This window comes from Actinacidiphila oryziradicis, from assembly GCF_005047355.1.
Lineage (GTDB): Bacteria > Actinomycetota > Actinomycetes > Streptomycetales > Streptomycetaceae > Actinacidiphila > Actinacidiphila oryziradicis.
The window spans coordinates 183,836-199,577 of sequence record NZ_SUMC01000003.1 but is presented as its reverse complement, the minus strand read 5'-3'; the positions used below and the strand labels follow the sequence as shown (position 1 = coordinate 199,577).

At 72.2% G+C, this 15,742-nt stretch carries 15 protein-coding genes and 3 pseudogenes; 9 read left to right on the top strand and 9 right to left on the bottom strand.

The features are described from left to right. Window positions 1–2 precede the first annotated feature (2 nt). Window positions 3–1,298: a molybdopterin-dependent oxidoreductase gene (locus tag FCI23_RS04920; protein WP_136722190.1), complete on the bottom strand. Its 1,296-nt coding sequence runs from the start codon at window positions 1,296–1,298 to the stop codon at window positions 3–5. A 523-nt stretch (window positions 1,299–1,821) separates the two neighbouring features. Between FCI23_RS04920 and FCI23_RS04915 the strand changes: the two genes are divergently transcribed. Then, on the top strand, window positions 1,822–2,871 hold the full coding sequence (locus FCI23_RS04915; protein ID WP_136722189.1) for an NAD-dependent epimerase/dehydratase family protein: 1,050 nt from the start codon (window positions 1,822–1,824) through the stop codon (window positions 2,869–2,871). Window positions 2,872–2,875: 4 nt separating this feature from the next. Here the strand turns inward: FCI23_RS04915 and FCI23_RS59270 are convergent. Continuing rightward, window positions 2,876–2,981: pseudogene (locus FCI23_RS59270) on the bottom strand (ATP-binding protein); the annotation flags it as partial. Then, window positions 2,980–3,231 (bottom strand): annotated as a pseudogene (locus tag FCI23_RS59265) (response regulator); the annotation flags it as partial. The pseudogenes FCI23_RS59265 and FCI23_RS59270, both read right to left, overlap by 2 nt. Before the next feature lie 114 nt (window positions 3,232–3,345). Here FCI23_RS59265 and FCI23_RS04905 point away from each other — a divergent pair. From FCI23_RS04905 to FCI23_RS04895, 3 genes are all read left to right on the top strand, one after another. Next, a complete protein-coding gene (locus FCI23_RS04905; RefSeq protein ID WP_265737719.1) occupies window positions 3,346–4,110 on the top strand; it encodes a glycosyltransferase family 2 protein in 765 nt (254 codons plus the stop codon). A 206-nt stretch (window positions 4,111–4,316) separates the two neighbouring features. After that, on the top strand, window positions 4,317–4,964 hold the full coding sequence (locus FCI23_RS04900) for a TIGR04282 family arsenosugar biosynthesis glycosyltransferase (RefSeq protein WP_136722303.1): 648 nt from the start codon (window positions 4,317–4,319) through the stop codon (window positions 4,962–4,964). Continuing rightward, on the top strand, window positions 4,961–5,815 hold the full coding sequence (locus tag FCI23_RS04895) for a class I SAM-dependent methyltransferase (RefSeq protein WP_246143345.1): 855 nt from the start codon (window positions 4,961–4,963) through the stop codon (window positions 5,813–5,815). The genes FCI23_RS04900 and FCI23_RS04895 overlap by 4 nt, the downstream gene beginning before the upstream one ends. A gap of 257 nt (window positions 5,816–6,072) precedes the next feature. Here the strand turns inward: FCI23_RS04895 and FCI23_RS04885 are convergent, their stop codons facing one another. Beyond that, on the bottom strand, window positions 6,073–7,206 hold the full coding sequence (locus FCI23_RS04885) for a molybdopterin-dependent oxidoreductase (RefSeq protein WP_136722187.1): 1,134 nt from the start codon (window positions 7,204–7,206) through the stop codon (window positions 6,073–6,075). A gap of 106 nt (window positions 7,207–7,312) precedes the next feature. On the opposite strand from FCI23_RS04885, the gene FCI23_RS04880 reads away from it, so the two are divergent. Next, window positions 7,313–8,749, top strand: coding sequence for a glycosyltransferase 87 family protein (locus tag FCI23_RS04880; RefSeq protein WP_246143343.1), 1,437 nt, complete (start codon window positions 7,313–7,315; stop codon window positions 8,747–8,749). Window positions 8,750–8,758: 9 nt separating this feature from the next. Beyond that, a pseudogene (locus tag FCI23_RS04875) lies at window positions 8,759–8,887 on the top strand (IS5/IS1182 family transposase); the annotation flags it as partial. A gap of 19 nt (window positions 8,888–8,906) precedes the next feature. Here the strand turns inward: FCI23_RS04875 and FCI23_RS04870 are convergent. Continuing rightward, window positions 8,907–9,383 (bottom strand): MarR family winged helix-turn-helix transcriptional regulator, encoded by a 477-nt coding sequence (locus FCI23_RS04870; RefSeq protein ID WP_136722185.1) that lies wholly within the window; start codon window positions 9,381–9,383, stop codon window positions 8,907–8,909. A gap of 106 nt (window positions 9,384–9,489) precedes the next feature. Continuing rightward, on the bottom strand, window positions 9,490–10,068 hold the full coding sequence (locus FCI23_RS04865; protein ID WP_136722184.1) for a Uma2 family endonuclease: 579 nt from the start codon (window positions 10,066–10,068) through the stop codon (window positions 9,490–9,492). Between the two features lie 153 nt (window positions 10,069–10,221). On the opposite strand from FCI23_RS04865, the gene yaaA reads away from it, so the two are divergent. Then, entirely contained in the window at window positions 10,222–10,986 is a 765-nt protein-coding gene (yaaA, locus tag FCI23_RS04860; RefSeq protein ID WP_136722183.1) for a peroxide stress protein YaaA, read from the top strand. A 288-nt stretch (window positions 10,987–11,274) separates the two neighbouring features. On the opposite strand, the gene FCI23_RS04855 is transcribed toward yaaA, so the two are convergent. Genes FCI23_RS04855 through FCI23_RS04845 form a run of 3 tightly spaced genes read right to left on the bottom strand, consistent with a single transcriptional unit; the run spans window position 11,275 to window position 14,053 of the window. Next, a complete protein-coding gene (locus FCI23_RS04855) occupies window positions 11,275–12,438 on the bottom strand; it encodes a bifunctional RNase H/acid phosphatase (protein WP_136722182.1) in 1,164 nt (387 codons plus the stop codon). Beyond that, window positions 12,438–13,181, bottom strand: a complete 744-nt coding sequence (locus FCI23_RS04850) for a zinc ribbon domain-containing protein (RefSeq protein ID WP_211265219.1) — start codon at window positions 13,179–13,181, stop codon at window positions 12,438–12,440. Before FCI23_RS04850 ends, FCI23_RS04855 begins: the two co-directional genes overlap by 1 nt. After that, window positions 13,178–14,053 carry a Nif3-like dinuclear metal center hexameric protein gene (locus tag FCI23_RS04845; protein WP_136722181.1) on the bottom strand — a complete coding sequence of 292 codons (876 nt, stop codon included), beginning with the start codon at window positions 14,051–14,053 and terminating at the stop codon, window positions 13,178–13,180. Before FCI23_RS04845 ends, FCI23_RS04850 begins: the two co-directional genes overlap by 4 nt. A 178-nt stretch (window positions 14,054–14,231) precedes the next feature. Here FCI23_RS04845 and FCI23_RS04840 point away from each other — a divergent pair, with 178 nt between their 5' ends. Beyond that, window positions 14,232–15,377, top strand: a complete 1,146-nt coding sequence (locus FCI23_RS04840) for a hypothetical protein (RefSeq protein ID WP_136722180.1) — start codon at window positions 14,232–14,234, stop codon at window positions 15,375–15,377. Between the two features lie 184 nt (window positions 15,378–15,561). Then, window positions 15,562–15,729 (top strand): hypothetical protein, encoded by a 168-nt coding sequence (locus FCI23_RS56145; protein WP_169316681.1) that lies wholly within the window; start codon window positions 15,562–15,564, stop codon window positions 15,727–15,729. The last annotated feature ends 13 nt before the right edge of the window (window positions 15,730–15,742 follow it).

Here is a 15,742-nt window from a genome sequence, read left to right as displayed (position 1 = left end):
GGTCACGTCCTGAAGGTGAGCCGGTGCACCCACTTGGTGTTGTTCACACCGGGGTTGGCCGGGACCATGATGCGCGCCGGGAAGCCATGGTCGAGCGACAGGTCAGCCCCGTTGACTTGGAGGGCGAGCAGGGACCGCGGGTCGTGGATCTGGTTGCCCCGCAGCATGACCGAGCTGTAGGGGCCCGGCTGTTGCACCGACTCCACCAGGACGCTTCCGCCGTCCGGAAGGCCGGCCAGGGCGGCGAGGTCGGCGAGGCGCAGGCCGCTCCAGAGCTGGTCCTCGGTGGACCAGCCTTCCACGCAGGCGATCGGCAGCGCGGCCGCGTGCCGGGGCATCGCCAGCAGCTGCCCGCGGGTGAAGACCAGGGCCGGTCCTCGGCCGTGCACTTCCAGCCGCCAGACGGGGCCCACGAGGGCCGGGGTGACGCCGACGGAAGCGGCGGTCTTGTTGATCTGGAATCCGTTCGGCCCGCTGCCCGGATTGCGATTGTGCGGGGCGAGCAGAGCGGTGCTCCGCAGGCGGCCGCCGATGCTCTGGCCGACGGTGACCACGAGCAGGGCCAGCGATCCCGCCCCCACCAGGCCCACGGCGCCGCGCCGTGACATGGTCGGTGCCGCCGGTGAGGCCGGGACCAGACCGTCGGGGTCGGGCGGCTCGGGCCGGGTGTGGGCGAGGTCAGTGCGCAGCTCCGCGAGCAGGTTGCGGGAGCGCAGCGCTCGGGTCATCCGGCCGAGCTTGAGGCTCACATGGACGGCGAACGCGGCGATGAACACCCAGGCGCCGTAGAAGTGCAAGGTGTAGAAGGAGCCGGGGAAAATGTAGAAGAGCTGGATGTTGAAGATCCCGGTCACGAACTCGAAGATGGCCCCGCCCACGAGCAGCAGGAGGGAGAGCCGCTCAAGTCCGTGCGCGATCGACCGCACCGGCAGCCACTCGAAGAGTTTCGGGATGACCGACCACAGCTTGGCCAGCAGTACGGGTACGAGCACCGCGCCCAGCGTTACATGAACGCCCTGGGTCAGCCGGTAGAGCCAATACGGGTGGGTGGGCCAGTCGAACAGGTAGAAGCCCAGCAGGCCCTTGTCGGGGGTCTGGTCGTTGAGCGGGCCCAGATCGGGGTTGTAGGCGGCGTAGGACAGCGCGCCGGTCACGAAGAGCACCGGGATGCCGACCAGCAACACCAGGCCGAACACCGACGTCAGCCACGGACCGCGGATCGGACTGCGCCAGAACCCGCGCCGAAAGGGCCCCGGGGGCGGGGGCGTCTCGCTGATCCGCCCCACCGTCGTCTTCATCCGTGCTGCCGCGGCTGCGGCGATCTGCTGGAATCGCCGCCGTGAAGGCGTCTCGCCGTCTTTCGGGGGCTTCGGTGTCCCCGCTGAACCGGAGGCCGAAGGCCGTCCGCCGCTTCCCACCAACCGTCTCCTCCGCACAGAGCCGCGCCCTGAGCGGGATTCAGGCGGCCGCGATCACCCTGCTATTCATAGACCGGGGTGCCGGTCGGAGCTCTCAGCACCACCGGCGATCGCACTGCGTACCGCACAGATTGCACTCGTCCGGGCGCATCCCGGCGGCCGCGGGGTCGGTGATCGCCATGCCGGTACCGGCGTCCGGTCCGGCAAGGACGGTCGTGGATCGCTCGGCGGCGTCAGCGGCGTGTGACGCGTGTTCACCATGTTGGGCTACGCTGTCGTCTTTGGCCTGCCGGCCCGGGCGGCGAGCGCGGATACGCCGAGTGCCGCCTGAATTCCTTACGGACCGCTGACGACCGGGCACGGAACACTCTGCGAGGCGGCGCGGGTCCGTAATGTCGGCCTCATGCTGGTACTTGTCACTGGAGGGGCGGGCTTCATCGGCTCGCAGGTCGTCACCGCTCTCACCGCGGCGGGGCACGGCGTTCGGATCCTGGACGCGCTGCTGCCCGCTGCGCACCGTACGGCGCCGCCCGTTCCGGAGGGGATGGAATGGCGGCAGGCCGATGTCCGTGACCGGGCGGCGGTCGAGGAGGCCCTGAGGGATGTGGACGCGGTCTGCCATCAGGCCGCCATGGTTGGGCTGGGCAAGGACTTCGCCGATGCGCCCGACTATGTGGGGTGCAATGACCTCGGTACGGCGGTGCTTCTGGCGGGCATGGCGCGGGCGGGAGTGCGGCGGTTGGTGCTCGCCGGTTCGATGGTGGTGTACGGCGAGGGGCGGTACGAGTGCGCGCGGCACGGCATCGTGCGGCCGGGGCCGCGCCGGGGGGCCGAACTGGACGCCGGCCGCTTCGAGCCGCCGTGCCCGCGGTGCGGCGAGCCGTTGGCGCCGGGGCTGGTGGACGAGGACGCGCCTGCCGATCCACGCAATGTGTACGCGGCCACCAAACTCGCCCAGGAGCACCTGGCCGCCGCCTGGGCGCGTGCGGTGGGCGGGCACGCGGTGTCGTTGCGGTATCACAATGTCTACGGGCCCGGAATGCCCAGGGATACCCCGTACTCGGGGGTCGCGTCTCTGTTCCGTTCGGCGTTGGCGCGGGGAGAGGCACCGCGGGTGTTCGAGGACGGCGGGCAGCGGCGGGACTTCGTGCATGTGACGGACGTCGCCGCCGCGAACGTCCTGGCGCTGTCGGGTGCGGGCGAGGTCTCCGAGGGTTGCTTGCGCGCGTACAACGTGGGGAGCGGCGAGCCTCACACGGTCGGCGAACTGGCCGCCGCGCTGGCGCGTGCCTGCGGGGGCCACGCACCGGTGACGACCGGGGAGTACCGGTTGGGGGACGTCCGGCACATCACGGCGTCATCGCGGCGGCTCCGGGACGATCTGGGCTGGAAACCGGAGGTCCGGTTCGTGGACGGGGTGGCGGAGTTCGCGTCGGCGGCGCTGCGGGGCTGACCGCACCGCAGGCCGGCACCGGCCCTCACACCGCGACGGGGAGGGCCGCGCCAGCCGGTATCGAAGACCCGGGGCAGTTCCTCCGGCGGGATGCCGCCGCAGCCGTCGGACCACCGGAACGCCCTGTTCCTGCCGGATGCGGCGGCACACCTCGAACCCGTCCAAACCGGGCAGCATCAGATCCAGCACGACCAGGTCAGGCCGGATCGCGGCGGCCTGGGCCACGGCAAAGGGGCCGTCGGCGGCCCGGTCCACTGTGAAACCGGCACGGTCCAGGTAGGTGGCGACGACCTCCGAAACGGTCGGGTCGTCGTCCACCACAAGGACGCGGGCCTTGGGCTCTCCTGTCGTGGTGCTCACGGCGTCGAGTCTCGCACCGGGGTCGCGGCAGGACCGACGGGCGTTTGCGAATGTCCGCGTTTCGTAAGAGTCCGCTATCCGAAATGCCCGGTTCGCGTTCGTAAGGTGTCAAGGGTGATCGAGCCTTCCTCACCTCCGGCCGACGTTCCCGTCGGCTTTCCCGATCTTCCTGTCGATGTCGTGCTGCCGTGCCTGGACGAGGCCGCGGCCCTGCCCTGGGTGCTGGAACGCGTCCCTCGCGGCTGGCGCGCCATCGTGGTCGACAACGGCTCCACCGACGGCTCTGCGGAGGTGGCCGCATCGCTCGGCGCGTACGTCGTCCACGAGCCGCGCCGGGGTTTCGGCGCCGCCTGCCACGCGGGGTTGACCGCCGCAACGGCGAACGTGGTGTGCTTCTGCGACTGCGACGCCTCGCTGGACCCGGGCCTGCTGCCGTCCGTCGCACGGGCGGTGCTGGACGGCAGCGCCGACCTCGTGCTGGGACGCCGGCGGCCGACCGTGCGTGGGGCGTGGCCGGCGCACGCGCGGCTGGCCAACTGGGAGCTGGCCCGCATGATCCGCCGCCGTACCGGCCTGCGGCTGCACGACCTCGGTCCCATGCGCGTCGCCCGGCGCGAGGCCCTGCTCGGCCTTGGGCTGACGGACCGGCGCTCCGGTTACCCGCTGCAGATGCTGGTACGGGCCGCCGACGCGGGCTGGCGGGTACGTGAGCTGGACGTGCCTTACACGCCACGCATGGGCCGTTCCAAGGTCACCGGCACCTGGCGCGGCACCTGGCACGCGGTACGCGACATGCGGGCAGTGCTCGCCGAGCCGGTGCGGGGACAACAGCCGCAGCCGACGGCGCAATCCGCCGACGCGGCCGGAGCGGCACAATGAACCGGCCGCACCGGCGCCCCGCCCCGAGGCCGGACGGCGTCGGCCGCGCGACGCCCCCGCACGCCGGGCCGTCGGCCCCTTCGGCTTTCGCCTCCGCCGGACGTCCGCCGCCGGCCCAAGGCGCGGCCGCGGGTGACCCGACTGGCGGGGAGCACGCCATCGGCCACCGCGCTGCCGGTCCCGACGGCGCGACGAGCGGAGTCACCCTGCTGGTCATCGCCAAGGAGCCGGTTCCCGGCCGGGTCAAAACCCGGCTCACGCCCCCGTACGCCCCCTGGCAGGCCGCCGCCCTCGCCGAAGCGGCCCTGGCCGACACCCTGGACGCGGTGCTGCGGACCCCGGCCCGGCGCAGGGTGCTGGTGCTGGACGGCGCGCCCGGGCGCTGGCTGCCACCCGGCTTCGAGGTCGTACCGCAAGTGGCGGGGAGACTCGACGAACGGCTCGCGGCCGCCTTCGCCGGCTGTCACGACGGGCCCGCGCTGCTGATCGGCATGGACACTCCGCAGGTCACCCCGGAACTCCTTGCCCCCGCACTGGCGCCCGGCGGATGGGACGACTGCGACGCGTGGATCGGCCCCGCGGCCGACGGCGGATTCTGGGCACTGGGCCTGGCCGGCCCGACGCTGGCCCCCGGGCTCATCAGGGGCGTACCGATGTCCACCGACCGCACGGGTGAGATCCAGCGGCGCCGCCTGACAGACGCGGGCCTGCGGGTACGTGACCTGCAGACACTACGGGACGTCGACACCGCGGCCGACGCCGCCGAAGTCGCGTCGGCCGCACCGGACTCACACTTCGCGGCGGCCCTGGCCCGGTTCGCGGGCAGTGCCGGGCTGACGGACGCCGCGCGATGAGCAGTGCCGAACTGGCCGAGCCGACCGAGCTGCGGGACGAGCCCGCTGAGCCATGGGTCGACGACCCGTACGGGCGGGCGCTGCGCACCGGGCGCGGACCGCTGTTCCTGCGGCGATCCGACGGATGGCTGCTGCCGCTGGACGTGGAGCGGTGGTGCGCCGAACCGGACGCGGCCGACACCGCCTTGCTCGACCGCTGCCGGGGCCCCGTGCTGGACATCGGCTGCGGTCCGGGCCGACTGGTCGTCGCCCTCCCCAGGCACGGACTGAGCGCCCTCGGCGTGGACGTCAGCCCGGCCGCCGTCGCCCGTACCCGGGATGCGGGCGGACCGGCGCTGAGGCGCTCGGTCTTCGACCGGCTACCGGCCGAGGGACGCTGGGGCACCGCACTGCTCGTCGACGGCAACATAGGGATCGGCGGCGACCCGCACGCCCTGCTGACCCGGGTCCGGGCACTGGTCGCCCCCGGCGGACGCCTGCTCGCCGAGGCGGCCGCGCACGACGTCGACGAACGCCTCACCGTCCGGGTCCAGGACGCCCGGGGACGTCACGGCCGCGAGTTCCCTTGGGCCCGCCTCGGGCCTGCCGCCCTGGTGCGTACCGGCGCCGTCACCGGCTGGACCCCGGCCGACCAATGGACCGTCGACGGACGCACATTCATCGAGTTGCAGGCTGATGCCGGATCATCCTGGTCCGTCGCGCCCGGCGAGGGCGCCGCGGCAGGCCCGCAGGAGCCGCCTCAGGGCGTGCCAGGCCACGGTGAGGGCGGTGACGGCGCCGAGGGCGATCAGCAGGTTCCGTCCGTAGTCCAGGGGCAGGACGGAGGCGTTGGCCCGGGGCCCTGGGCGTAGCAGTACGGGGAGGGCCACTGCTGTGAGGCAGGCGGCGGTGACGAGTGCGCCACGGGCGGAACGCCGCAGCCGGGGCGGCAGGAGGGCACCGGCCGCGAGGGTGACGGGCACCAGTACGCCGTCGTGCAGGAGCACTGCGCCGCCGAGCCACCACAGCACGTCGAGCGGCTTGCCCACCTGCGGCGCCGTCAGGAACACGGCGCCCAGCGCCATCGCCGCGACCCCCGCCGCACCCGCCGCGAAGCGCAGCGTCTTCATCACAGCACCTCCAGCCGGGCGACCCACTTGGTCTGCAGGACGCCCGGCCGGTTCGGGGCGATGACGCGGGCCGGGAATCCGTGGTCGGCCGAGAGCGGCTCGCCGTTCAGCCGAAGGGCGAGCAGGGTGAGCGGATCGCGGGCGTACGAACTGCCCATCTCCGTGACCGCGTATGCACCGTGCCGCTGCAGTGAGGTCACCCGCACCCGTGCGGCACGCGGAGCGCCAGCCCGGTCCAGAAGATCCGTGATCCGTACGCCCGTCCAGTGCGCGCTCTTGCTCCAGCCCTCGACACACGCGATCGGCAGCACAGCCGAGTGCTGCCGCATCGCCCGCAGTTCCTCCAGCGTCAACTCGTACGGTCGGGGCCCGTCCACCCGCAGCCGCCAGCCCGCCAGGCGTTCGGCGGTGATTCCGGCGGCGACCGCGGTGCGGTTGACCGGCAGGCCCTGGGGTCCGTGGTCGGGGTGGCGGGGCGCGAACAGGTCGAGGTCCTTCAGCGGGGTGAAGGACTGCCCGACCGTCGTCAGCGTCACGGCCCCGACCGCCGCGCCCACCGCCGTGAAGAACGCCCGCCGGTCCGGCCCGTCGGCGTCCGGCGCGGGGCGCCGCCAGTGCGCGGCGATCTGCGGCGCCTTGACCGCGAGGTGCAGCAGCAGTGCCCCCACCGCCACCCAGGCCAGTGCCCAGTGGGCCTGCTTGAAGTCCCACGGCCACGGATACCACTGCACGGTGTTCAGCAGGCCGGTGACCAACTGCAGCAGCACGCTGCCCACCAGCACCCCGATCGAGGCCCGCTCCAGCGCGTGCACCACCGAGCGGACCGGCGGCCACTCGAACAGCCGGGGGTAGACCGTCCACAGCTTCGCGAACAGCAGCGGGATCGCCGCGATACCGCTCGCCACATGCACACCTTGGGTGACCCGGTAGCCCCACGACGGCCGGCTCGGCAGCAGATTCACCGCCCACCCGGGCGGCTGCTGAAGGCAGTGGCTGACCAGACCGGTCACGAAGGCCACGACGATGGCCACGCCGAGCAGCCGGCCGATCACCGTGGCCGTACGGGCGTCGTGCAGCCGCCCCCTGAACACGGGAAGCGGCGGGCGCGGAAGGCTTCTTCTCATACCTTCCATCACACCCCGCCACCCCCGCTGAACAGGGCCTTGAACTCCTTACGGAATGCGGACGAAGCGGCCGCGCATGATCCCGCCCAGGCCACTGGGATGTCACCGTGGCGGCGTGGGAATCCGTCTGCGCACCGCCGTCACCACCGCTCTGCTCACCGCGCTCACCACGTCCGTGGTGGCCGCCGTCCATACCGGCGGCGTGCTCGCCGACCCGGGCCGCATCCTCCTCTGGTACGGCGTCGCCTGGGCCCTGTTCGCGGCCGCCGCCTGGGCAGTGCGCAAGGTGCCGGTGCGCGCCGCCACCACGCTGGTTCTGGCCGGTGCCGCGGCTCTGGCCGTCGCCGCGCTGACCGCGCCGCCGAGCACCAGCAGCGACATGTACCGCTACGCCTGGGACGGGAAGGTGCAGGCCGCCGGGGTCTCCCCGTACACGTATGCGCCTGTCGCACCGGAACTGGCGCCGCTGCGCGAGAACTGGCTCTTCCCGCCGGAGGCCACCTGCCAGGACCCCACCCTGGTCCGGAAACGGGAACTGCACGCCGCGGGCGACGTCTGCACCCGGATCAACCGCCCCACCGTGCACACCATCTACCCGCCGGTCGCCGAAGGCTGGTTCCTCACCGTGCACGAACTGTCCCCGGGCGGCAGCCGCCACAAGGCCATCCAGACCGGCGGCGCCCTGCTGTCCATGGGCACCACCGTCGCGCTGCTCACCGTGCTGCGGCGGCGCGGCCGCGACCCGCGCACGGCCGCGCTGTGGGCCTGGTGCCCGGCCGTCCCCGTCGAGGCCGTCAACAACGCCCACATCGACACCCTCGGCGTGCTCCTGACCGTCCTCGCCCTCGGCACGGCCACCGCCGGCACCCGGCGCGGGGCACTGCTCGGTGCCGCCATCGCCGTGAAGTTGTACCCGGTGCTCGCGCTACCGGGCGCCCTGTCCGGGCTCCGGCCCCGCCGGGCCGCACGGGTGCTGCTGCCCGCAGTCGCGGTCATCGCGCTCGGCTACCTGCCGTACGTCTCGGCCTCGGGAGCCGGAGTACTCGGCTACCTGCCCGGCTACCTCCACGAAGAGGGCTACGAATCCGGCAGCGTCCACCGCTTCGCCCTGCTGCGCCTCATCCTGCCCGACCCGGCCGCCGGCCCCGCCGCCATCGCCCTGCTGCTCCTCGCGGTCCTGTGCGTGCTGCGCCGCGGCGACCCGGCCCGGCCCTGGAGCGGAGCCCTCCTCGTCACCGGTACCGCCCTGCTGATCACCTCGCCCGCCTACTCCTGGTATGCCCTCCTCGTCGCCGCCCTTGTCGCCCTGGACGGCCGCTGGGAATGGCTTTCCGTCCCGGCCGCCGGTGCGGCCCTCTACCTCGGCGGTGCACTGTGGGGGAAGGGCGTCGACCTGCAGTCACTGTCGTACGGCACCGCCACGCTGGCCGTGCTCGCCGGTGCGGCCCTGCGCGCCCGCCGCGCCCCGGTCGGCCCGGCGTCCGGCGGGCAGCCGCGTACGGAGCAGGCGACGACGCCCAGCCCACCGGCCATGCCTTCCCGACCCCTCTGATGCATCACCCGACGCCTGGCCCGCGACTACGAGACCTTCCCCGCCAGTTCCGAAGCCATGATCCACAGCGCCTCCATCGACAACCTCGCCAAGCACATAACAGACGAGACCACACCCACCTGGCGAGGAACCTACTAGGGCATACAGGGCGATCTACCTAAACCAAATGCTCTCTTAAGCCCCCACCTCGTCGGTCTTCGGGGCGCGATTGCCGGCTCTCCAGGTGCACCGACAGGCGTGCGAGCAGCGGAACGCAGGCTTCCAGCGTGTCCCGCTCTTCCGGTGTGAGTACCGCTGCGATCGCCGAGCCCAGCCAGTCCGCCCGTCGTTGACGCTCTTGCTGCAGCCGGAGCTGTCCGGCAGAGGTGAGGTGCAGCAGGGCCTTACGGCCATCGCTGGGATGTGGTTCGGTCCACAACAGGCCCTGCGCAAGGAGTTCCTTGACGGATTTCGCCGCCGACTGGTGGCTTACGCCCCGCTGTCCCGCAACGTCTGCGGTGGTCTGCGGGCCGTCGCGGTCCAAGTAGCCCAGCACGGCTGCTTCACCTGCGGGCATGGTGTCGGCCGCGCGAACCGCGCGGACCAGATGTCCCACGGTCAGGCGGAGCTCTTCGGCGAGTTCGCTGTCGTCCACGGCTCCTATCGTACCCGCATATCCACAGTTGAGTTGTACAATTTGATTGTATAGTTCGGTTGTACAGTTTGTTTGGGGAGTAGGGAGCCCGCCGCTGCGGCCGTGGTCAGGCGAAGTCGCCCGTTTCGAGCGTGAACGAGAAGGGGGCGGGGAGCTCGATCGGCTTGCCGAACGGCCGTCGGCAGTCCGCCTGGTAGTCGTCGCCCTCCGGTTCGGCGAAGAGAGTCACGGTCTCGTTCTCGCGGTCAATGAGCAGATACAGCGGGATGCCGCCCCGCGCGTAGCAGTGGCGCTTGGCCGTGCGGTCCCGTTCCGGCTGGCCCGATGTCACTTCGACAACCATGGCTACGCCGTCGCAGGGCATCCATGACTCATCGTCGTCGAAGAGGTCCAGCTCAAGCCGGGCAAAGACGACGTCCGGGATCACGTGGTTCTTGGGGCACAGCCCTCCGCGCGGCACCTCCAGGCCCCGATTGCCGGAGGCGTCCATGACCACTTCGGACTTGCGGGCCACTTGCAGGGCAATCCGGCTGAGCCAGCGCTCGTGCCTCCCAGACGGCGGCGGTGTCACGACGATTTCCCCCTCGATCAACTCGGCCCTGAACCCCTGGGGGGTTTCCAGGGCCAAGAAGCCCTCCAGCAGCGTTTCTTCCTGCGAGAGCGGCTCGTGTGCCATGGCGCTCATCTCACGCCCCTTCCTTGTCTGGTCGCGAGCATATGGATCAAGGGGGTCAGTACCGGCCGGACCGGAGGTTCCTCACTCGATCGTGGCACAGAACCGGTCGCCGTAGGCTGTCCCGGGCCGCTCGCCCCGCCGTACATACGAAGGAGAACCGCCGTGCTCGTCCTGCTTCCGCCGTCCGAGGGCAAGGCCACCGGGGGTGAGGGCCCGGCTGTGGACCTCGGGGCACTGTCGCTGCCGGGGCTGAGGGGGGCGCGGGAGGCGGTGCTGGAGGAGCTGGTCGGGCTGTGCGCGGGGGACGAGGAGAAGGCGGCGGGGGTGCTGGGGCTGAGCGCGGGGCTGCGGGGGGAAGTGGCGAAGAACGCGGGGCTGCGGGAGGCTCCGACCCGGCCTGTGGGGGAGATTTATACGGGGGTGCTGTACGACGCGCTGGGGCTGGCGACGCTGGGGGCGGCGGCGAGGATGCGGGCGGAGGAGTCGCTGCTGGTGTTCTCGGGGCTGTGGGGGGCGGTGCGGGTGAGGGACGCGATCCCGTCGTACCGGTGCTCGATGGGGGTGCGGCTGCCGGGGCTCGGCGGCCTGGGCGGGTACTGGCGGGGGCCGATGGCGGAGGTGCTGCCGGAGGCGGCCGGGGAAGGCCTGGTGCTGGACCTGCGGTCGGCGGCGTACGGGAGCGCGTGGCGGCCGAAGGGGGCGGTGGCGCGGCGTACGGCGACGGTCCGGGTGCTGCAGGCGGAGACCCGGAAGGTGGTGAGCCACTTCAACAAGGCCACGAAGGGACGGCTGGTGCGGGCGCTGCTGGAGGACGGGGCGCGGCCGCAGGATCCGGTGGAGTTGGCGGAGGCGCTGCGCGACCTGGGGTTTGTGGTGGAGGAACAGTCGCCGGGGAAGCTGGATGTGCTGGTGACGGAGGTGCATTGAGCTCCTCGACCGGGGTAGGTAAGGCAAGCCTTACCTACCTTCCCCTGGAATGCTTGTGCGTCCCATCTTCCGTCTGGTCTCCGCCCTCGCCGTGGCCGCCGCCCTCGCCGGGTGCTCGGCGTCCGCCACCGACCCGGCCGCCAAGCCCACGACATCCGCCCCGGCCAAGGTCGCCGGCCTCGGCACGCGACAGGCCAACGGCACATTCCCCCGTAGTGCACGTCCTGTCCGGGGCCGCTTCCGCCCGGTCGGACGGACGGAGGCGGGCCCGGACAGCCCTTGCGGACCTCAGCGGAGGTGGCTCGTGTCGTTGAACAGTCTCAACGACGCGTTCCCGTCCGCGTAGTAGGCCACCGCCGACAGCGCCGCCGCCGACAGCTCCATCCGGTACAGCGACTCCGGGGGCGCGCCCAGCGCGAGCCGGACCAGCAGCTTGACCGGGGTGACATGGCTGACCACCAGCACGGTCTTCCCGGCGTACCGGGCTAGCAGCTTGTCGCGGGAGAGGGCGACCCGGCGGGCGACCGCCGCGAAGCTCTCGCCGCCGGGCGGAGCGACCTTGGGGGAGCCCAACCACGCGTCCAGCTCGGCCGGGTAGCGCTCCTTCACCTCGGCGAAGGTGAGCCCTTCCCAGGCGCCGAAGTCGGTCTCGCGCACGCCTTCGTCGATGCGGACGTCGAGTCCGAGCCGCCGGCCCACCGTCTCGGCGGTCTCCCGGCAGCGCTTCAGCGGCGAGCTGACGACCGCCTGGATCGTGCCACGGGCAGCAAGCGACTCGGCGACGCGCTCCGCCTGCCAGCGGCCCTTCTCCGACAGCTCGGGATCGGTGCCACCGCTGCCGGAGAACCGTTTCTCGGGCGTGAGGAGGGTCTCGCCGTGCCGGAGCAGTACGAAGGTGGTGGGCGGCCCCATGTCGCCGCCCCACCCGGCGGCGGCGGTCTCCTTCGGCTCGTCGAGGAGCTCAGGATCAGGAACGGTGGCGGCAGCGGTCGCGCTGGCGAGAGCGGCGGTGGAGCGGCTGGGCTCCCACTTCTTGCCCTTCTTGCCGGCGTCCATGGCCTCGTTGGCGAGCCGGTCGGCGTGTTTGTTCCTCTCGCGCGGGATCCATTCGTAGGTCACCTGGTCCGCCGGGAAGACGGTCTTGGCCTCGGCAGCGAGCGGACGCATGTCCGGGTGCTTGATCTTCCAGCGGCCCGACATCTGCTCGACGACGAGCTTGGAGTCCATCCGCACCCGGATCCGCGCGTCCGGGTCCAGCGCGTGGGCCGCACGCAGCCCGGCGATGAGCCCCCGGTACTCGGCGACGTTGTTGGTCGCGGTGCCGATGTACTCGGCGGCCTCGGCCAGCGGCTCCCCCGACGCCGGGTCAAGGACGACAGCGCCGTAACCGGCGGGCCCCGGGTTGCCCCGGGAGCCGCCGTCCGCCTCGACGACAAACGTACGAGCCGCCATTACAGACCGGACTCCGGCGTGCGGACCAGGATGCGCCGGCAGTTCTCGCACCGGACGACCGAGTTCGCGGGGGCGGTCCGGACCTCGTTGAGCTCGGTGATGTTGAGCTCCAGACGGCAGCCCTCGCAGCGCTTCTGGTAGAGCCGGGCGGCACCGATGCCGCCGGACTGGGCGCGCAGCTTGTCGTAGAGCTTGAGCAGATCGGCGGGGACGGCGCCGGCGACGATCTCGCGCTCCTTGGCGGCGGTGAAACTCCCGGCGTCGAGTTCCTGGACGGCCTTGGCCTTGCGGATCTCGGCGTCGGCGGCCTTGGCCTCCACGGATCCGAGGCGGCCGCTCAGCTCGCCCACCCGCTCCTGCATGGACTCGCGGCGCTCCATGACCTCCAGTACGACGTCCTCCAGGTCGCTCTGCCGCTTGGCGAGGGAGACGATCTCGTGCTGGAGGTTCTCCAGGTCCTTCGGCGAGGTGACGGCGCCGGAGTCGAGCCGCTGCTGGTCGCGGACGGCGCGCTGGCGGACCAGGTCGACGTCCTGCTCGGCCTTGGTCTGCTCGCGGGCGGTGTCGCTCTCCTCCGTCTGGGCGGCGACCAGCAGGTCACGCAGCTGGGTGACATCGGCGTTGAGGCGCTCGAGCTCGGCGTGCTCGGGGAGATTCCTGCGCTTGTGGTCCAGCTGCCCGATGCGAGAGTCGAGGGCCTGGACTTCGAGAAGACGGATCTGGTCGGCGGGCTCGGCGTTCAGCGGGGGGCTCCTGGGTTTGAGTTCGTGAATTCGGTGGAGACGGCGTGCGCCGTCCAGGGATCGGTGACCGTGCGCGACACGTATGTGCGGAGGGCCCAGCCGTGCCGGTCGGAGATCTCGTCGAGCTGGCTCGCGGCCTGCTCGCACCAGGGCCATTCGGTGGCCCAGTGCGCGGCGTCGACGAGGGACGGCCTGCCCTCGTCGAACAGTCCCGCTTGCTGGGCCTCGGAGGCGGGGTGGTGCCGCAGGTCGGCGGTGAGGTAGACGTCCACACCCGCCCGCCTTACGTCGCCGAAGAGACTGTCGCCGGAGCCGCCGCACACGGCGACGGTACGGACCGCCTGCTCCGGGTCGCCCGCGACCCGCAGCCCGGTGGCGGTGTGCGGCAGGCCCTTCGCCGCCCGCTGTGCGAACTCCGCGAGGGTGAGCGGGGCGTCCAGTTCACCGATCCGGCCCAGGCCCCTGCGCCCCGCCGGGTCGGTCCGGTCGGGCACCAGCGGGCCGGTCACGCGCAGCCCCACGGCTGCCGCGAGGGCGTCGGAAACCCCCGGATCAGCCCGGTCGGCGTTGGTGTGGGCGACATGCAGCGCGACATTGTTCTTGATCAGGGAGTGCACGACCCGGCCCTTGAAGCCGGTGGCCGCGACCGTCGTCGTGCCGCGCAGATAGAGGGGGTGGTGGGTGACCAGCAGATCGGCTCCCGTCCGTACCGCCTCCTCCGCGACCTCGTGCACCGGATCCACGGCGAAGAGCACCCGCGACACCTCGGCGTCCGGATCGCCGCACACCAGGCCGACGGCATCCCACTCCTCGGCCCGCTCCGGGGGCCAGAGGGCTTCGAGCGCGGCAATGACAGCGGACAGTTTGGGCACGGGTCGAGATTACCCCGCTGGACTGGGGCTTACGGAATCACTCGGGCGGAGCACACCGGCTCGTCCGCCTCCCCCAGAAGGGGACAAGAGCCACCCTTACAGGTGAATCACATCCACTCGTGGCGATCGGTCGCAGTTGCGAAAACTAGCGTCTGCTGCCGGAGGTGACTCACACACCATGACAGCCTGCGCCACCGAGCCCACCGCAGACGCCACTGGCAGCACTGTGCGGCGGGCCGGGTTCACTATCGCGGCGGACGGCTCGTACGCCGCCTGCCTCGCCCAGGCCTCCGGCGGAGGCAACTGGTTCCCCGAGCGCTGGACCCTCGACAGCACCGAGCCGTACACCGTCCCCCTCCCCGGCAACCAGCCCGAGGAGCCCAGCTCCGAAGTGCTCCCGCTACCCGACGGCCGGGTCCTCATCCGCCGACGCGTCGCCTACCGGCACGACCTCTCCCTCCTCTACCCCACCGGCCCCGGCACCGGCGAGGTGTGGCTCGGGTCGCTCGACGGGGGCATCGACGACGTCAGGCTGCTGCCGCCCTCCGCCTCCGGGGACGCCCTCGCGCGCTCCTACGACGCCCAGGCCGACGTCACCGCCGTATGGCTCGTCCACGGCGGCAGCCAGCTCCGCCGGCTCGCCATGGTGAGCGGCCGCTGCACCGGCGGCGTCTGGCTGGACGATACGGGCCGGATGCTGGCCCTCGACCGCGAGGCGGACGGGCGGACGAAGGCCGTCGCCGTCGACCTGGAGCACGGCGACGTCAGCCCGCTCCTCCAGATCACCGATGACAGCAACGACCGCCTCCTCCTCGCCGACCCCGACAGCGGTCTGCTCGTCCTGCGCAGCGACGCCCCCGGCGAGGACCGGCTCGGCTGGGGCATCCTCGGCAGCCGGCTCCCCGTGCGCTTCCCCGAGGCCCTACGGGTGCCGGACGCCGTCCTCACCCCCTTCGCCGCCCAGCCCGGCCAGATGCTCGCGCCGGACGCCTGCGCGGTCGCCCTGCGCGCCGACGGCCCACAGGGCACCTGCATCGCTGTCTGGCGGCCCGGCGGCCGGCGCGCCCTCTGGCTCACCGGCCCGGACGGCTGGCTCCCCGGCACCGGCATGTGGACGGCACGCGGGGTGCTGCGGCTGCCCTACGCGTGCCCACACTGCCCCTGCGGCGTCGTCTCCTACGAGGCGGCCGTACCGCCCACCGAACCGGCGGCTCCCGCCCAGGAGCCGCCCACTCAGGGAGCCCCCGCCCAGGAGGCTCCCGCGCAGGAGCCGCCCCACAATCGCGTCCTTCCGCTGCAACAGGCGCCGCTGGGCGGGGTCTGAACACGCCGCCGCCCCAGGGGCGCTTTCACCAAGATCTCGCCCTTGGCTAGACTCCTGCCGGGGGCTGTGCTGCCGTGTGCCGGGGCACCGTCGGGGATGTATTGGCGTACGTGCACGGCGCGTTGGGCCACTCCGCCCGCTCCGCCCCCGCAAGCCTGTACGCGAACGACAGAGAGATCCCACCATGTCCGAAGCCCGGAACGACACTGCCGAGGCACGCCTCCAAGCCGATGCCGCCGCGGGCGCGGCCGAAGGACGCCACCGTGGTCCGGCCATGCCGGACGAGCACGAGACCCCGGCCCATGGCCGTCACCGCCGGGAGGGCTACCAAATGCCCCGCAGCCGCGACTGACCGCGCCCGTCGG